Genomic DNA, 14866 nt, shown 5'->3' on the forward strand with positions numbered 1-14866 from the left:
GTGGCGTCACGGGCAAAGGCCGGCTCGAACGAGCCGCCGAAGATCATCATCGTCAAGAAGATCGTCAGCGACGAACATGGCGGCCATCACGGCGGCGCGTGGAAGGTCGCCTATGCCGATTTCGTGACGGCGATGATGGCGTTCTTCCTGTTGCTATGGATTCTCGGCGCGACGACGGAGAAGCAGCGCAAGGCGCTCGCCGACTATTTCAGCCCGACGCTGGTCGAGTTCAAGCAGAACAGCGCCGGCTCCAACGGCCTGCTCAACGGCTCGTCGCTGGTCGATGCAGACAATTATCCGCACAAGGCGGCACAGACCGGCTCGCGCCAGTTGACCGTGCCGATCGGCGCGCGCGGCGGCGTCGACGCGGGCAGCGGCCCGCAAGGCTCGCTGAAGCGGATCGAGGAAGATCGCGCCGCGTTCAACCGCCTGCGCCAGACGCTGACCGCGCGCATGGCCGGCCGCGCCGAGCTGCGCCAGATCGCCAAGAATGTCAGCTTCACCCAGACCCGCGAAGGGCTGCGCATCGATCTGATCGACGATGCCGATTTCTCGATGTTCGCGCTCGGCACCACCGCGCTCGCCCCGCGCGCCGCGACGCTGATCGACCAGATCACCGATCTCGTCCAGCCGATGGCCAACCAGCTGGCGATCCGCGGCCACACCGACAGCGTGCCCTACGGCAACCCCAACGCGATGAACAACTGGATGCTGTCGAGCGGCCGGGCGGAGGCGACGCGCCGCCGCCTGCACGCCGGCGGCCTCGGCGACGGCCGCTTCGAACGGATCGAGGGCGTCGCCGACCGCGAACCCTATGTGCCGCAGGACAGCGCCGACCCGCGCAACCGCCGCGTGTCGATCACCCTACTCTACCGGCGCGGCTGACGGCACCAGGCCGAACGCGGCGGCCGCCAGTTCGTAGCTGCGCCGCCGCGCCGCATGGTCGGGCATGATGTTGACCAGCATCATCTCGTCCGCGCCGTACAGCGCCGCCACCGCCGCGATGCCGTCGCGCACCGCCTCCGGCGTGCCCAGCACCGTCCGCCGCCGCTTACCCGGCCCGTCCGGGTTCGCCGCCAGCCAGACGCGCGCCTCGTCGACCGTCGGCACCGCGATCAGCCGGCCGCGGATCAGATGGGCGAACATCATCCGCGCCGGCAGCGCCAACGCTTCCGCCTCCTCGCCGCTGTCGGCGGCGATCGTCCAGGTCGCGACCATCAGTTCCGGCTGCGCCAACCGGGCGGAGGGGCGGAAGCTGCGCCGATAGAGGTCGGCCAGCGGCACACCGTCGGAATTGATGAAATCGGCGATGCAATAGGGCAGCCCCATCTCGCCGGCCCAGCGCGCGCTGTCGGGCGAGCTGCCGAGCATCCACACCACCGGCCGTCCGCCGACCGGCATCGTCTCCTGCAGCGCGCGGAACACATGGTCGTCGGGCATCGTCCCTTCCAGATAGGCGAGCAGCTCGGCGACGGAATCGGGGAAGTCGCTCGGCGGGATCTGCCGGCTGCGGTCGCGCTGCAGGGCATAGGCGGTGCGCTGGTCGCTGCCCGGCGCCCGACCCAGCCCCAGGTCGATCCGCCCCGGCGCCAGCGCGGCAAGCATCGCAAAGGTCTCGGCGATCTTGAACGGCGAATAATGCGGCAGCATGATCCCGCCCGATCCGACCCTGATCCGCTGCGTCGCCAGCGCGATCGGCCCGATCAGCGCCTCCGGCGCCACCCCGGCCAGCGCCGGCGAGGCGTGGTGTTCGGCCAGCCAGTAGCGGTGATAGCCCAGCCGGTCGGCGGTCTGCGCAAGGTCGATGCTGTTGGCGAGCGCGGTGGTGGCGGTCGACCCGGCGGCGATCGGCGACTGGTCGAGGACGGAAAGACGGAACGGCGTGGTCATGCCCGGCAAGATAGGGCGCTGCCGCCACAGTTTAAGGGGGCTTGCCGTCGATTTCGTTTCGGCCGTTTACCATTTCGTCAGCACCGCGCTGCCAATAAGGCGGCATGGACCTGTCCTTTCATCTCGGCAAGGCGCTGGCCGACGGTCGCGCCGGTGGCTGGAAGCCGGAATCGCGCGAAGAGGTGCTGCTGCGCCTGCTACGCAAGCGCGCCGCCGCCCACCGCGCCGGCCTGTCGGATCAGGAAGCGGCGCTGCGCGACCAGATCGCCTGGGCGCTGCCGATCCAGACCCCCGGCGAGGACGCCTAGGGGCCGACACTCGTGCCCCGGCACGGCTGTCGTTCGTCGATCCACCATGTCGTTCGTCGAATAGCCGCCGGTTCGCGCGACTCGGCTGCGCACAGGGCCCGGGGCGGAGGAGTATGTATGCGCACAGGCGGAGACTACCGGATCATCGGGGCATTGCTGGCCTGCGCGGCGACGCCGGCGCTCGCCCAGACGCATTCGGGCGTGCCGCCGCCCGCCGCCGCGACCAGCTACCTGCCGGACGATTTCGCCCGCTTCGCGCCGCGCACCGCGCTCGACATGGTGCGCCAGCTGCCCGGCTTCACGATCCGCACCGGCGACAGCGAACGGCGCGGTCTCGGCCAGGCGACCGAAAACGTCGTCGTCGACGGCCGCCGCATCGCCAGCAAGTCGGACGATCCCGAAACCGTCCTTGCCCGCATCGCCGCGGCCAGCGTTACCCGGATCGACATCGTCGACGGCGCGACGCTGGACATTCCCGGCCTTGCCGGCCCGGTCGCCAACATCATCACCAGCGCTGGCGCGGTCACCGGAAGCTTCGCGTGGAACCCGCAATTCCGCGCCCGGCGGACCAAGCCGCGCCTGCTCGACGGAGAGGTGTCGATCGGCGGCGCCAGCGGCCCGCTCGCCTATTCGCTCAGCTTCCGCAACGAATCCAACCGCAAGGGCAATGCCGGCATCGAAACCGTAACCGACGCGCTCGGCGTGGTCACCGACCGGCGGCCGGAGGTGCTGTTCGTCTACGAAGAAGTACCGAAACTGGCCGGCGCGCTGCGCTACGATCTGCCCGATGGCGCCGTCGCCAATCTCAGCGCCAGCTACGAACGCGGCTGGAAGAAGCTGACGGAGGATTCGACGCGCGTCGACCTCGTCCGCCATTTCCTCGAACGCGAACGCAACATCGTGTGGGAAGTCGGCGGCGACTATGATTTCGCGCTCGCCGGCGGGCGGCTGAAACTGATCGGCCTGCACCGGTCGCACGCCAACCCGCTGCGCAGCCCGGTGGTGCTCAGCTATCATGACGGCCGCCCGGACAGCGGCGAACGCTATGTCCGCGATACCGATCGGAAAGAATCGATCCTGCGCGGCGAATATGGCTGGGCGGCGCTCGGCGGCGACTGGCAGGTGGCGGCGGAAGGCGCGCTCAACACCCTGGACAACACGTCGGAACTGGCAAACCTGGCCCCATCCGGCGAATTCGTCCCCGCGCTGCTCCACGGCGCAGACGCCCGGGTCGAGGAAAAACGTGGGGAGGTCATGCTCAGCCACGGCCGCCCGCTCGCCGCCAATCTGCGGCTTCAGGCGTCGCTCGGCGGCGAATATTCGCGGATTCATCAGCAGGGCGCCGGCGGCCTGACCCGCAGCTTCTACCGGCCGAAAGGCTCGCTGTCGCTGGCGTGGAAGCCGGGCACGCGCACCGACGTCAGCCTGAAGGTCTCGCGAGAGGTCGGCCAGCTCGACTTCTTCTCCTTCCTCGCCTCGGTCGATCTGTCCGGCGGCAGCGTCAACGCCGCCAACCCGGATCTGCGCCCGCCGCAAAGCTGGAAGGGGGAGGTCCAGCTCGGCCACCATCTCGGCCCGTGGGGATCGGTCACCGCCCGGCTGTTCGGCGCCTTGATCTCCGACATCGTCGATCAGGTGCCGATCGGCGCGACCGGCGAAGCCCCCGGCAATCTCGACAGCGCCAGCGAATACGGCATCAAGGTCGACGCCACCCTCGCCTTCGATCCCCTCGGCTGGAACGGGGCGAAACTGACGGTGAACGCGCTGTTCCAGACCAATTCGGTCGACGACCCGCTGACCGGCCTACCCCGCCGGATCAGCGACACCGATTCGCGGGAAGTCACCGCCGAATTGCGCTGGGACATCCCCGGCAGCCGCTGGGCGGCGGGGGCCAGCTACGAAAGTTGGGTCGATGCCCCGACCTTCCGCCTCGACCAGTATTCGCGCTCGCTCGATCAGCCCGGCATCTTCGGCCTGTTCGTCGAGAACAAGAATGTGATGGGCCTGACGATGCGCGCCTCGGTCGCCAATGTCGGCGACGTGCGCGAACGCTTCTACCGCACCGTCTGGGCGGCGCGGCGCGGCGGCCCGGTCGCGTTCCACGAAGACCGCAACCGTTACTACGGCCCGGTCTTCACCCTCGGCATCAGCGGCCGCATCTAACCCCGCATTTTCCCTTAGAATATATACCCGGTCGGGCGGCGCCGGCCATGCACCGCGCACCGCCCGCCTTTCACCCACGCCCCGCAATCCCTAGATAGGCGGCTCATGCCGCCGCTTCCCCCCACCGACAGCGCCGAACGCCCCGGCTGGGTGCCGTTCCGCCGCTTCCTGCCCTATCTGTGGCCGGCCGACGACACCGGCCTGCGCGTCCGCGTCGTCGCCGCGCTGCTGCTGGTGCTGGTCGCCAAGGCGGTGACGCTGTCGATGCCCTTCGCCTACAAGGCGGCGATCGACCGGATGGCGCCGGGGCTGGAACCGGGGGTGGCGATCGCCGTCGCGCTGGTCGTCGCCTATGCCGGCGCCCGCTTCGCCGGGGTGCTGTTCGACAATCTGCGCAACGCGATTTTCGAGCGCGTCGGCCAGCAGGCGACGGCGCGGCTCGCCGCCCATGTCTTCCGCCACCTGCACGGCCTGTCTCTGCGCTTCCATCTGGAACGCCGCACCGGCGCGATCACCAAGGTCATCGAACGCGGCACCAAGAGCATCGACACCATGCTCTACTTCCTGCTGTTCAACATCGCGCCGACGCTGATCGAATTGGTCGCGGTCTCGGCGATCTTCTGGGTGAAGTTCGGCCCCGGCATGGTCGCGGCGACGCTGGTGATGGTCGTCGCCTACATCGCCTTCACCCGCTTCGTCACCGACTGGCGGACCCGGCTGCGCGCCGAGATGAACGATCTCGACACCGGCGCCGTCGCCCGCGCCGTCGACTCCCTGCTGAATTACGAAACGGTCAAATATTTCAATGCGGAGGAACGGGAAGCCGCCCGCTATTCCCGCGCCGTCCAACGCTATGCCGACGCCGCGGTGAAGAACGAGACATCGCTCGCCTGGCTGAACGTCGGCCAGTCGGCGATCACCAACCTGATGATGGCCGGCGCCATGGGCTATACCGTCTGGGGTTGGTCCACCGGCCGCTTCACCGTCGGCGACGTCGTGCTGGTCAACACCCTGCTCGCCCAGCTTTTCCGCCCGCTCGACCTGCTCGGCATGGTCTATCGCACCATCCGCCAGGGCCTGATCGACATGACCGCGATGTTCGACCTGATCGACACGGCGGCGGAGGTGGTCGACGCCCCCGGCGCCCTGCCGCTCGCTGTCACCGCCGGCGCCGTCCGCTTCGACGATGTGCATTTCGGCTACGATGCCGATCGCGAAATCCTGAAGGGGATCAGCTTCGCCATCCCGCCCGGCGGCACGCTGGCGGTCGTCGGCCCGTCCGGCGCCGGCAAGTCCACCCTCGCCCGCCTGCTCTACCGTTTCTACGATCCGACCGCCGGCCGCATCCTGATCGACGGGCAGGACATCAGCGCCGTCACCCAGGCGTCCTTGCGCGCGGCGATCGGCATCGTCCCGCAGGATACGGTGCTGTTCAACGATACGATCGGCTACAACATCGCCTATGGCCGTGCGGGTGCCGATCAGGCGGCGGTGGAACAGGCCGCCGCCGGCGCCGCGATCGCCGATTTCATCACCAGCCTGCCCGACGGCTACGCCGCCCGCGTCGGCGAACGCGGGCTGAAGCTGTCCGGCGGCGAAAAGCAGCGCGTCGCCATCGCCCGCACCTTGCTCAAGAACCCGCCGCTGCTGATCCTCGACGAAGCGACCAGCGCGCTCGACAGCCGGACAGAGGCGGAGATTCAGGCGACGCTCAAGACGGTCGAACGCGGCCGCACCACCGTCGTCATCGCCCACCGTTTGTCGACCATCGCCGACGCGGACGAAATCATCGTCCTCGACACCGGGCGTATCGTGGAACGCGGCACCCACGCCTCCCTGCTCCGTCAGGCCGGCCTCTACGCCGAAATGTGGCAGCGCCAGCAAGCCGAAGCCGAAACCGTCCCGGCCTAAGCCCCGCACCGCCCGCCCGGCACCGGCCTCAGGCCAGCATCACCGGGTCCTCCAGCGCCGCCAGCATCGCCGCCACCGGCCGCTCCGGTGCCGGCTGGGCGTAGACGTCGGCGAAGATGGCGGTCAGCCACCCGGCCAGTTCGGCGCGGCCGATCGGCCGGTCGCGGCCGTTCATGTGGATCAGCAGCTCCATCGCCGGCGGCCGCGCCGCGTTCAGCGCTGGCATGCGATACGCCAGTCCGGCAATCTCGACGCAGCCCAGACGGCGGTAAAACCGCTTGCGCCGGCGCGCCGGGTCACCCTCCGCCGCCGCCCGGTCCGAATCGACCTCGATCAGCATCGGCCGCCCGTCCGCCGCCGCCAGCGCCGCCGCGAACAGCCGCCCACCCAGCCCACCGCCCCGCGCGTCGGGGTGTGTCGCCATATATTCGAGCAGCGCGACGCGCGGCGTAACGTACAGGATGGCAAAGCCGATCAGCCGCCCGTCCGCCGCGCTGGCGCCGATCACCCGCCGGTCGTTACGACCCGGATAGGCAAGGATCGCCGCCGCCGGCTTGCGCTCGGCAACCGGCAGCGCCGCTTCGTACAGCGCGATCAGCGCCGCGCCATCCTCGCGCCGCAGCGGGCCGATCGTCGCCGTCGGCGCGGTCACCGCCGCGCCCGGTGCGGCACGCCGGGCATGTCCTCCAGCAACAGCATCAACGGCTCGCGGCTGCGCGGAAAACGGGTGGTCAGCAAATGCAGCGCCTCGGCGATATGCAATTGCCGGTCGGCCGGCGGCAACGCCGCGCGCGCCCGCGTTTCCCAGCGGGCGATGACCGCGCCCAGCCGTTCGGCCAGCTCGCGGGCCGGAGGATCGTGGTCGGAACAGTCCATGGCCGCATCTTCCGTTGCATATTGGCCCGGCCCGGCCGGGCGCTTTGCCCCGCCACCATCTTCTCACGTCCGGCGCCGGTCCGCTACCACCCTTGCAACGGCGCGCCGCCGGCCTGCCCTCGACTTGGCGCACCGGTCGTCGCTATGGGACCGGCCATGCCTGTCGACCCGCGCGCCATCCTCCAGCAGACTTTCGGCTTTTCGGACTTTCGCGGGGTGCAGGCGCGGGTGATCGACCGCGTCCTCGCCGGTCAGCGGACTTTGGCGGTGATGCCGACCGGCGCCGGCAAGTCGCTGTGCTATCAGCTTCCCGCCGTCGCCCTTCCCGGCACCTGCATCGTCATCTCGCCGCTGATCGCGCTGATGCATGATCAGCTTCGCGCCGCCACCGCCATCGGCATCCGCGCCGCCGCGCTGACCTCGGCCGACGACAACCGCGCCGAAACCATCGCCCGCTTCCGCGCCGGCGAACTGGACCTGCTCTACGCCGCGCCGGAACGCGCCTCGGGCGAATCGTTCCGCGCCCTGCTCCAGCAGGCGCCGGTCGCGCTGTTCGCGATCGACGAGGCACATTGCGTCAGCGAATGGGGGCATGATTTCCGGCCCGACTATCGCCTGCTTCGCCCGCTGCTCGACGCGTTCCCGGCCGTCCCCCGCCTTGCGCTGACCGCGACGGCGGACGCGCATACCCGCGCCGACATCCTCGTCCAGCTCGGCCTGCCGGACGACGGGCTGATCGTCGCCGGCTTCGACCGGCCGAACATCCGCTACGCGATCAGCCCGCGGCAGGGCACGACCCAGCAGATCGCCGGCCTGCTCCGCGATCATCCCGGCCCCGGCATCGTCTACGCCCAGACGCGCAGCGGCACGGAGAAGCTGGCCGCCGCGCTCGCCGCCACCGGCCGCCCGGTGCGCCCCTATCATGCCGGGCTGGACCCGGCGGTGCGCGCCCGCAACCAGGCCGATTTCGTCGCCTCGGAAGACATGGTGATGGTCGCCACCGTCGCCTTCGGCATGGGCATCGACAAGCCGGACGTGCGCTTCGTCGCCCATGCCGGCCTGCCCAAGTCGATCGAGGCATATTACCAGGAAACCGGCCGCGCCGGGCGGGACGGCGATCCGGCCGTCGCCCATCTGTTCTGGGGGGCGGAGGATTTCGCCCGCGCCCGCCAACGCATCGCGGAAGTAGAGCCGGATCGGCAGGGCAGCGAACGCGCCCGGCTCGACGCGCTCGGCGCGCTGGTCGAAACGGCGGGGTGCCGCCGCCGCATCCTGCTGCGCCATTTCGGCGAGGAGCCGGGCGAACGCTGCGGCAATTGCGACAACTGCCTCAACCCGCCCGCCGCGATCGACGCGACCCAGGTCGCGCGCAAATTCCTGTCGGCGGTGTTCCGCACCGGCCAGATGTTCGGCACCGGCTATCTCCACGACCTGCTGGTCGGCAAGTCGAACGAACGCAGCCTGATGAACGGGCATGAGGGGCTGTCGGTGTTCGGCATCGTCGGCGACGACGAAGCACCACTGGTCCGCCCGGTCGCCCGCGCCCTGCTGCTGCGCGACGCGCTCCGCGCCAACCCGCATGGCGGACTGGAATTCGGCCCGGAAGCCCGCGCGATCCTGAAGGGGGAAGCTACGGTTTCGCTCATCGTCCCGCCGAAGCGAGAGCGCAGCCGCCGGCGCGGCGGCGCGGCTGGCGCGGACGCCAACCCGATCGGCGATCCGCTGTTCGAGGCGCTGCGCGCCTGCCGCCGGGCGCTGGCGGCGGAGGCGCAGGTGCCGCCCTATGTCATCTTCCACGATGCGACGCTGCGCGAAATGGCCGCCGCGCGCCCGACGACGCTGGATGCGCTGCGGGACATATCCGGCGTCGGCGAACGCAAACTCGACGCCTACGGCGCCGCGTTCCTCGCCGTCATCCGCGATCAGGGCTGACCGCGGCGCCGGCCGCCCGTCGCCGGGCTCAGATCACGCCCAGCGCCAGCATCGCATCGGCGACGCGGACGAAACCGGCGATATTGGCGCCCAATACGTAATTGCCCGGCGCGCCATATTCCTCCGCCGTCGTCGCGCAATCGTCGTGGATATCGCGCATGATCTGGGCGAGCCGCGCCTCGGTCTGCTCAAAGCTCCAGCTGTCGCGCGACGCGTTCTGCTGCATCTCCAGGGCAGAGGTGGCGACGCCGCCGGCATTGGCCGCCTTGCCGGGGGCAAAGGCCACCGCGGCTTCCTGGAACAGCTCGACCGCCTTCGGGGTCGACGGCATGTTGGCGCCCTCGGCGACGACGATCACGCCGTTGCTGATCAGTTTGCGCGCGTCCTTGGCGGTCAGCTCGTTCTGGGTGGCGCAGGGTAGCGCAACGTCGCACGGCACATTCCATATCGTGCCGCCCTCGACATAGCGCGCCTTGTCCTTGCGCAGCTCGGCATAGTCGGACAGGCGGCCGCGCCGCACCTCCTTCACCTCTTTCAGCAGGGCAAGGTCGATGCCGTCCTCGTCGAGGACATAGCCGTTGGAATCGGAACAGGCGATCACCTTGCCGCCGAACTGGCGGACCTTTTCGATCGCGTAGATCGCGACGTTGCCGGATCCGGAAACGATCGCGGTACGCCCGGCCAGTGCCGACCCCTTGGTCGCCAGCATCTTCTCGACGAAATAGACAAGGCCGAACCCGGTCGCCTCGGTCCGCGCCCGCGACCCGCCATAGGCCAGGCCCTTGCCGGTCAGCACGCCCGCCTCATAGCGGTTGCTCAACCGCTTATACTGGCCGAACATATAGCCGATCTCGCGCCCGCCGACGCCAATGTCGCCCGCCGGCACGTCGGTGTATTCGCCCAAATGGCGGTGCAGCTCGGTCATGAACGTCTGGCAGAACCGCATGATCTCGCCATCAGAGCGCCCGCGCGGGTTGAAATCGGAACCGCCCTTGCCGCCGCCGATCGGCATGCCGGTCAGCGCATTCTTGAATATCTGCTCAAAGCCGAGGAACTTGATGATGCCCAGGTTGACCGAAGGGTGGAAGCGGATGCCGCCCTTGTACGGCCCCAGCGCCGAATTGAACTGAACCCGGAAACCGCGATTGATCTGCACCTGCCCCGAATCGTCGACCCACGGCACGCGAAAGATGATCTGCCGCTCCGGCTCGCAGATCCGCTCGATCAGCGCGTGCTTGGCATAGTCGGGGTGTTTGGTAATAACGTGGCCCAGGCTTTCCAGCACTTCGTGTACCGCCTGATGGAACTCGGCCTCGCCCGCATTCCGGCGCAACACTTCATCAAGAACCGGCTGCAGATTTTCATCAATCTTGCCCAACAATCCCTCCCGACCGCTCGTTTCGGTCGCGCCTGTGGACCATTTATCCCCCCTCCCGCAAGTCGCGGGATGCGGCGTCGCCGCGCCTTTCCGGCCGCAACTTTACAATTATATGTTTAAATACAATAGATTATGATCACCCCTTTCAGCGATAATATATACTGCAACGCAATAAAATTACACGCGTTCCGGCCTGTCCACCGCCCGCGCGAACGATTGACTCATATGGTTAACGCAGTGACAACATCCGGCGGATCGGACCCGCAGCTTCAGTCGCGAAGGCGGGCCGTACAGGACGAAGGGGTGCTGTCCATGAAGATCCTTGCTCTCGCCGCCCTGGCCGCGGCCATCGTCGCCGCGCCTGCCCATGCGGTCACCGTCTCCGGCGATACCAGCGGCGGGCCGACCTTCAACCGGCCGGTCGCCGGCAACCCTCCCACCGTGCTATCCGGTGCCGGCACCGCGGTCCGCTATCAGGTCACCGCGTTCACCGTGTCCGACGCCGGCGACTATCATTTCGTGATGGATGCCACCGGCCCCACCCGCTGGGACAATTTCCTCGGCCTTTATGCCGGCGGTTTCGATCCGGCCGACCCGCTCGCCGGGGTCATCATCACCAATGACGACTACCCCAGCTTCGGCCTGTCCGGGTTCGTCACGACGCTGGCAACCGGCACGTCCTATTACGCCGTCGCCACCGGTTACGACGCCGACGCTTTCGGCGCCTATACGCTGACGATCGACGGCGCCGGCGCGGTGCTGCTCTCCGGCGGCGCCGGCGGCGTGCCGGAACCTGGCAGCTGGGCATTGATGCTCGCCGGCTTCGGCCTTGCCGGCGCGGCGTTGCGCGCCACCCGCCGCACCACCGTCCGCTACGCCTGATTCGCACGCAAACGAACGGGGCCGGCGGCAGAACCGCCGGCCCCGTCCTTTTCGCTTCGCGCGCTCAGAAACCCTTGCGCACGGTCAGGCCGATGGTCCTCGGCTGGTTGGTGGCAAAGCCCAGCCGCGCCCGCCCGCCACGCTCGCGGTCGAACGACAGCAGCGCATTCTCGTCGAGCAGGTTGTTGACGTACAGCGACACGTCGAGGTCGTTGTCGAACTCGACGCCGATGCTGACGTTGACCAACTGGTAATCGGGCAGCTTCAGGTTCAGCGTCGTCGCCGCATTGGCCGGCATCCCGGCAAAGGGCAGACCGTGGACGAAGGTCCGCGGGTTGTTCTCCTGGTCGCCAGGCTGGGTAAAGCGGGTGCCGACATGCTGGAACGATGCGGAAATATAGCCGCGCGTCCCCGTCGCCTCGTTCAGCGGGAAGCTGTAGGTGCCGCTCGCCGCCAGTTGGAACTTCGGCACCGACGGCAACCGGTTGCCGTCGCGAATGCCCTCGATGACGCTGCCGTCCGGCCGCGCCAGCGTCGAATCGAACTCCGCCTGAATGACGCTGCCCGACAGCGACAGGTCAAGGCCGGTGACCGGCGTCGCCGCCAGCTCGAACTCGACGCCCTGGGTATGCGCCTTCGGCACGTTGAACACGATGCGTGACGAACAGCTGCCGGCATCCGCCGTCACCTGCAGGTTGCTGATGTCGGTGTAGAAGGCGGCGGCGTTGAACGTGAAGATGCCGGACCGCGCCTTCACCCCCGCCTCGTAGTTCCACAGCGTCTCGTCGTCGTAACGCGGGCGGTTGCCAAAGGTCAGCGCGTCCGGCCCGGTTGCCCCACCGCTGCACAGCGGCAGGTTCAGCGGGTCGTTGACCCCGCCCAGCCGGAAGCCCTTGGACGCCTGCGCGTTGAAGGTCAGGTTCGGCGACGCCTTGTAGCTCAGCAGGAAGCGCGGCGAAAAACCGTCGGACTGCGTCCGGTCCTGATTGTCGTCCAGGTTGGTGAACAGCCCACCGGAGGTAAAGCGCCGCGTCTCGTTGAACGCATAATAACGGCCACCGACGGTCGCGGTCAGGTTGCCCAGCTCGTAATTGGCCTCGCCGAACACCGCCGTCTGCTTCAGCTTGTACGGAATTTCGGCGTTGTACGGCGAATCCGGCGCGAAACCGTTGCGAACAGCGGCGGCGGTGCCGGCACCCAGCACCGCGTCGGTGTAGCTGTCATACCCCGGCGTCGGCAGCAACTGGGCATAACGGCGGTCGGTGTTCGAATAGAACATGCCCGCCACCCACTGGAACGGTCCGGCGTCGTTTGAACTGAACCGGATTTCCTGGGTGAATTGCTTGACCTTGGTCGTGTCGACCAGGTTGGACGGCAGCATCACGCCGGCGTCGGGAAAGCCCAGGTCGACCGACACGCTGCCGGTCAGCGCGCTGGCGTCGCGGCTGACCAGAATGCTGCGGTCGGTGTAGCTGGTGACCGACGTGAAATCGACCGGCCCATGGCTGATCTGGATCGTCGCGTCGGCGAGCAGAACCTCGTCCTCGAAATCCTCGCCGAGCAGCAGGAACTGCTGCCGCTCCTTGAAATCGACCTTCGGCCGGCTCGTCGTGTACGGGTTGGCATAGAGGTTGAACACTTCCTGCCGGTTGAACCCGTTGGTCCTGATCTTCTGGTAAACGACGCGCGGGGTGATCGACACCTCCTCGCTCGGCTGGAGCAGCACCGCCAGCCGGCCGCCGGCCCGCCAGCCGTCGTTGACGTTCTTCTTGACCGACCCGTCATTCTGCAACGCGTCGATGAAGCCGCCGTAACGGGTGTAATAGCCGACCGCGCGCACCGCCGCCTTTTCGGACAGCGGCAGGTTGACCGCGCCTTTCAGCGATCCGCCGATGTCGCTCTCGTCGACGACGTTTACGTTCGCTTCCACCTTGCCTTCCACCCGGTCGGTGTTCGGCTGGTTGGTGATGTAGCGCAGCGTCCCGCCGACGGAGCCGGACCCGAACAGCGTGCCCTGCGGTCCGCGCAGCGTCTCGATCCGGTTCAGGTCGAACAGGTCGAGGTCGGGGGTGAACAGCGACAGCGAGATCACCGACTCGTCCAAGTAGACGCCGACCTGTTCCTTCACTCCCGGCTGGTCGCGGGCAACCTGCCCGGCGGACACGCCGCGCACCGACACCTGGCTCTGTCCCGGCCCCAGATTCTGGATCGAAAGCCCGGCGACGTTGCGCGACAGGTCCTCCAGCGTCACCGCATTGGCGCGCTCTATGTCCTGCTCGGTCTGGGCGTTGATTGAAAACGGCACGTTCTGGATCGACGACGCGCGCTTGGTCGCGGTGACGATGATGTCCGGCTGTTGCGAATCTGCCGCAGTCGCGCCGCTGCCCTGCGCCAGCGCCGGTGACGCAAGCGTAACGACCGACACCATCGCCGCGGACGCGACCAGTCCGCGACGAACGCCCCTAAATCGGTTGGAACCGCCCATTTCATCCTCTCCATCAATGCATAGCTGGGGCTTTTTCAGCCCACTGATCGGCTGGCGTTACGACTGCGGCGCCGTTCCGACAACGGATGCTATTGTATTTGCGCCATCCTGTTGCATTTCTGCACCACGCCCTGCCGCCGGCCGGGCGTGCTTTCCCCGCCGCCATCCTTTCGCTACAGCCGGCGCAGACAGGGAGTATCGCGATGTTCAGGACGTTGGACGACGGGTTGCTGGTCGCGCCGCAGATCAGCCTCGACGCGGTCGCGGTGGCGGCGGCGGAGGGCGTGACCCTCATCATCAACAACCGCCCCGACGGGGAAGAGGCGGGCCAGCCCTCCGGCGACGCGATCCGCGCCGCGGCGGAAGCGGCGGGCATCGGCTATGTCGCGATCCCGGTCAGCCATGCCGGCTTTTCCCATCCGCAGATCGCCGCGATGCAGGCCGCGCTCGCCGGGGCGGACGGGCCGGTGCTCGCCTATTGCCGGTCGGGCACCCGCTCGACCTTCCTGTGGGCGCTGACGCGGGCGCAGGCGGGCGATCCGGTGGAAACGATCGCCGGCAAGGCGGCCGGCGCCGGCTATGACGTCGCGCCGATCGCGCCGATGCTTCAGGCGCTGGCCGCACGGTGAACCCGTGGGTGCTCCTCGGCTCGCTGGCCGGGGTGCTCGGGCTTGCCGCCTTTGCCCGGCTGCTCGGTCTCGGCGGCGGCCGGATCGCCGACGCAGCGGAGGCCTGCCGTCTGGCGGAGACGCATGTCAGCGGCTTCGTGGCGCTGCGCGGCATCGTCGCCACCGACGGTCAGACGGCGCTGGTCCTCACCACCGCCGGCCCGCCGGTGGTTCTCAAGATCCACGGCGCCCAACCCGCCGCTCGTAAATTGCCTGAGCAATTTCGCGTAAACACTCTTAACAACAAGATAATCATCGAGACCGGCGACCGGCCTTTCGGCGCCGTGACCCTCGCCCTTGCCGACGCCACCGCCGCGCGCGATATAGTTGACATTCTTGTCAGCAGCGGCGGGGCGGCCTGTGTTTGACCCGG

Annotated in this window: 13 protein-coding genes; 8 read left to right on the top strand and 5 right to left on the bottom strand. The window is 68.3% G+C overall.

The window, feature by feature from the left end; translation table 11 throughout:
* On the top strand, nt 1–885 hold the full coding sequence (locus tag ACMT1E_RS09985; RefSeq protein WP_414900009.1) for a flagellar motor protein MotB: 885 nt from the start codon (nt 1–3) through the stop codon (nt 883–885).
* Here the strand turns inward: ACMT1E_RS09985 and ACMT1E_RS09990 are convergent.
* Nucleotides 865–1890 carry an LLM class flavin-dependent oxidoreductase gene (locus ACMT1E_RS09990; RefSeq protein ID WP_414900010.1) on the bottom strand — a complete coding sequence of 342 codons (1026 nt, stop codon included), beginning with the start codon at nt 1888–1890 and terminating at the stop codon, nt 865–867. The genes ACMT1E_RS09985 and ACMT1E_RS09990 overlap by 21 nt on opposite strands.
* A 104-nt stretch (nt 1891–1994) precedes the next feature.
* On the opposite strand from ACMT1E_RS09990, the gene ACMT1E_RS09995 reads away from it, so the two are divergent.
* From ACMT1E_RS09995 to ACMT1E_RS10005, 3 genes are all read left to right on the top strand, one after another.
* The gene (locus ACMT1E_RS09995) at nt 1995–2198 is read left to right on the top strand and encodes a hypothetical protein (protein ID WP_414900011.1); all 204 of its coding nucleotides are present in this window, start codon (nt 1995–1997) and stop codon (nt 2196–2198) included.
* Between the two features lie 117 nt (nt 2199–2315).
* Nucleotides 2316–4361 carry a TonB-dependent receptor domain-containing protein gene (locus ACMT1E_RS10000; protein ID WP_414900012.1) on the top strand — a complete coding sequence of 682 codons (2046 nt, stop codon included), beginning with the start codon at nt 2316–2318 and terminating at the stop codon, nt 4359–4361.
* Between the two features lie 105 nt (nt 4362–4466).
* Entirely contained in the window at nt 4467–6272 is a 1806-nt protein-coding gene (locus ACMT1E_RS10005; RefSeq protein WP_414900013.1) for an ABCB family ABC transporter ATP-binding protein/permease, read from the top strand.
* A gap of 28 nt (nt 6273–6300) precedes the next feature.
* On the opposite strand, the gene ACMT1E_RS10010 is transcribed toward ACMT1E_RS10005, so the two are convergent.
* Together ACMT1E_RS10010 and ACMT1E_RS10015 are read right to left on the bottom strand one after the other, a co-directional pair.
* The gene (locus tag ACMT1E_RS10010) at nt 6301–6924 is read right to left on the bottom strand and encodes a GNAT family N-acetyltransferase (RefSeq protein WP_414900014.1); all 624 of its coding nucleotides are present in this window, start codon (nt 6922–6924) and stop codon (nt 6301–6303) included.
* Complete coding sequence (locus tag ACMT1E_RS10015) at nt 6921–7148, bottom strand: hypothetical protein (RefSeq protein WP_414900015.1); 228 nt, start codon at nt 7146–7148, stop codon at nt 6921–6923. Before ACMT1E_RS10015 ends, ACMT1E_RS10010 begins: the two co-directional genes overlap by 4 nt.
* Before the next feature lie 156 nt (nt 7149–7304).
* Between ACMT1E_RS10015 and recQ the strand changes: the two genes are divergently transcribed.
* Nucleotides 7305–9080 carry a DNA helicase RecQ gene (recQ, locus tag ACMT1E_RS10020; protein ID WP_414900016.1) on the top strand — a complete coding sequence of 592 codons (1776 nt, stop codon included), beginning with the start codon at nt 7305–7307 and terminating at the stop codon, nt 9078–9080.
* Between the two features lie 28 nt (nt 9081–9108).
* Here recQ and gdhA read toward each other — a convergent pair whose 3' ends face one another.
* Nucleotides 9109–10458, bottom strand: a complete 1350-nt coding sequence (gdhA, locus tag ACMT1E_RS10025; protein ID WP_414900017.1) for an NADP-specific glutamate dehydrogenase — start codon at nt 10456–10458, stop codon at nt 9109–9111.
* Between the two features lie 312 nt (nt 10459–10770).
* Here gdhA and ACMT1E_RS10030 point away from each other — a divergent pair, with 312 nt between their 5' ends.
* Nucleotides 10771–11340, top strand: a complete 570-nt coding sequence (locus ACMT1E_RS10030; protein ID WP_414900018.1) for a PEPxxWA-CTERM sorting domain-containing protein — start codon at nt 10771–10773, stop codon at nt 11338–11340.
* A 64-nt stretch (nt 11341–11404) separates the two neighbouring features.
* Here the strand turns inward: ACMT1E_RS10030 and ACMT1E_RS10035 are convergent, their stop codons facing one another.
* On the bottom strand, nt 11405–13825 hold the full coding sequence (locus tag ACMT1E_RS10035; protein ID WP_414900019.1) for a TonB-dependent receptor: 2421 nt from the start codon (nt 13823–13825) through the stop codon (nt 11405–11407).
* 203 nt (nt 13826–14028) lie between these two features.
* On the opposite strand from ACMT1E_RS10035, the gene ACMT1E_RS10040 reads away from it, so the two are divergent.
* Nucleotides 14029–14454: a TIGR01244 family sulfur transferase gene (locus ACMT1E_RS10040; RefSeq protein WP_414900020.1), complete on the top strand. Its 426-nt coding sequence runs from the start codon at nt 14029–14031 to the stop codon at nt 14452–14454.
* Nucleotides 14451–14861 (top strand): hypothetical protein, encoded by a 411-nt coding sequence (locus ACMT1E_RS10045; RefSeq protein WP_414900021.1) that lies wholly within the window; start codon nt 14451–14453, stop codon nt 14859–14861. The genes ACMT1E_RS10040 and ACMT1E_RS10045 overlap by 4 nt, the downstream gene beginning before the upstream one ends.
* The last annotated feature ends 5 nt before the right edge of the window (nt 14862–14866 follow it).

The sequence above is a fragment of the Sphingomonas flavalba genome (genome assembly GCF_047553045.1).
Taxonomy (GTDB): Bacteria; Pseudomonadota; Alphaproteobacteria; order Sphingomonadales; family Sphingomonadaceae; genus Sphingomonas_L; species Sphingomonas_L flavalba_A.

Bases quoted from the DNA above. Each gene is read 5' to 3' on its own strand.
- ACMT1E_RS10040 (WP_414900020.1), top strand. From the start codon at position 14,029: ATGTTCAGGACGTTGGACGACGGGTTGCTGGTCGCGCCGCAGATCAGC.
- ACMT1E_RS10030 (WP_414900018.1), top strand. From the start codon at position 10,771: ATGAAGATCCTTGCTCTCGCCGCCCTGGCCGCGGCCATCGTCGCCGCG.
- ACMT1E_RS10005 (WP_414900013.1), top strand. From the start codon at position 4,467: ATGCCGCCGCTTCCCCCCACCGACAGCGCCGAACGCCCCGGCTGGGTG.
- ACMT1E_RS09990 (WP_414900010.1), bottom strand. From the start codon at position 1,890: ATGACCACGCCGTTCCGTCTTTCCGTCCTCGACCAGTCGCCGATCGCC.
- ACMT1E_RS10035 (WP_414900019.1), bottom strand. From the start codon at position 13,825: ATGGGCGGTTCCAACCGATTTAGGGGCGTTCGTCGCGGACTGGTCGCG.
- ACMT1E_RS10000 (WP_414900012.1), top strand. From the start codon at position 2,316: ATGCGCACAGGCGGAGACTACCGGATCATCGGGGCATTGCTGGCCTGC.
- ACMT1E_RS09995 (WP_414900011.1), top strand. From the start codon at position 1,995: ATGGACCTGTCCTTTCATCTCGGCAAGGCGCTGGCCGACGGTCGCGCC.
- ACMT1E_RS10015 (WP_414900015.1), bottom strand. From the start codon at position 7,148: ATGGACTGTTCCGACCACGATCCTCCGGCCCGCGAGCTGGCCGAACGG.
- recQ (WP_414900016.1), top strand. From the start codon at position 7,305: ATGCCTGTCGACCCGCGCGCCATCCTCCAGCAGACTTTCGGCTTTTCG.